This window comes from Kitasatospora putterlickiae (assembly GCF_039527695.1).
GTDB lineage: Bacteria > Actinomycetota > Actinomycetes > Streptomycetales > Streptomycetaceae > Kitasatospora > Kitasatospora putterlickiae.
In genome coordinates this window covers 1-1122 of sequence record NZ_BAAAKJ010000506.1, presented here as the reverse complement: position 1 = coordinate 1122, position 1122 = coordinate 1, and the positions used below count along the sequence as shown (strand labels likewise).

Here is a 1122-nt window from a genome sequence, read left to right as displayed (position 1 = left end):
CCCGCCGGGGGCGTCGAGCCGGACGCGGGCGGCGCGGCCGGGCTGCTCGGCGTAGTAGAGGCCCCGCCCGGGCTGGCCGGCCCGGTGGTAGGCGCGCCAGGTGGCGAAGGGGATCGAGACGAGGATCCCGGAGGTGGTTCCGGGACGGGCGGCGCGCACGGCGAACCACACCTCGTGCTCGGCGTCGCGTCCGGGCGCGGGCTGCTCGGGCCGCTCGTCGTGGAAGCTCGCCCGGTAGAGCGAACTCGGCCAGTGATCGGGGACGTCGAGCTCCCAGTGGGTGACGCCGGGGAGGGCCGCCTTCAGCCGCACCGCCCCGCTCACCTCGTCGGTGACGACGACCCGCCCGCGCAGCGGCCGGCCCTCCACACCCCGGCCGCCGAGGCGGAAGCGCAGCCGTCCGCCCTGCGCGCAGGAGGTCGCCTCGGCGCCGGCGAGCGGACGCGGGACGCCGTCGGGGCCGGTCGCCGTCACGAGGCCGGGTCCCGCTGGTCGGCGGCCCGAGGAGCGGTGAGCCCCTGGCCGGTGAAGCGTTCCAGCAGTCCCGGCAGGGCCGCGAGCCGGGGCGGGGCACCGGCGGCGGAGGCGACCACCACCTCCTCGATCGCCCGCAGGTGGGCGTGGATCGCCTCCGGCGGCAGGTAGGCGGTGTCGGCGGTGAGCGTGACGGTGAGCGCGGCGTCGTCGCCGGTGAGGTGGAGGCAGTACCGGCAGGCGACCAGTTCCTGGGTGGCCGGGAAGTCCACCACGGTTCGGCGACGGAGTCCGGACAGCTCCTCGGGCGTCGGCAACTCCGGTGCGGACAGCGGCCGTTCGACGAGCCGCATGTCGTTGAAGCAGCAGTACGGGTGCACCTCGACGCCCCGCTCGCGGGCGATCCGGGCGAGCAGGGCGTCCCACTCCACCGGGTCGTAGGCGGCCGCCCGGTACCCGGCCAGGGCGGCCCGCCAGGCGGCCGGCAGCAGGTCGGTGAAGACGGCGCCGCCGTCGAGGTCCTCCGGCAGGTCGAGGACGACCAGGGCGTCCTGGGAGAGCGTGCTGACCAGGTCGCGGTGCTCGCCCGCGGCCCGGTTCCCGGCGATCGGCATCACCGCCGCCGACGGGTGGCCCCGGTCGGGGGCG

At 77.3% G+C, this 1122-nt stretch carries 1 protein-coding gene and 1 pseudogene; both read right to left on the bottom strand.

Going from position 1 to position 1122, the window contains the following annotated elements; translation table 11 throughout:
- On the bottom strand, positions 1-474 hold a 474-nt coding region (locus tag ABD308_RS38085), incomplete at its 3' end, for a N,N-dimethylformamidase beta subunit family domain-containing protein (RefSeq protein WP_344345449.1).
- Positions 471-1122 (bottom strand): annotated as a pseudogene (locus ABD308_RS38080) (condensation domain-containing protein); the annotation flags it as partial. The pseudogene ABD308_RS38080 and the gene ABD308_RS38085, both read right to left, overlap by 4 nt.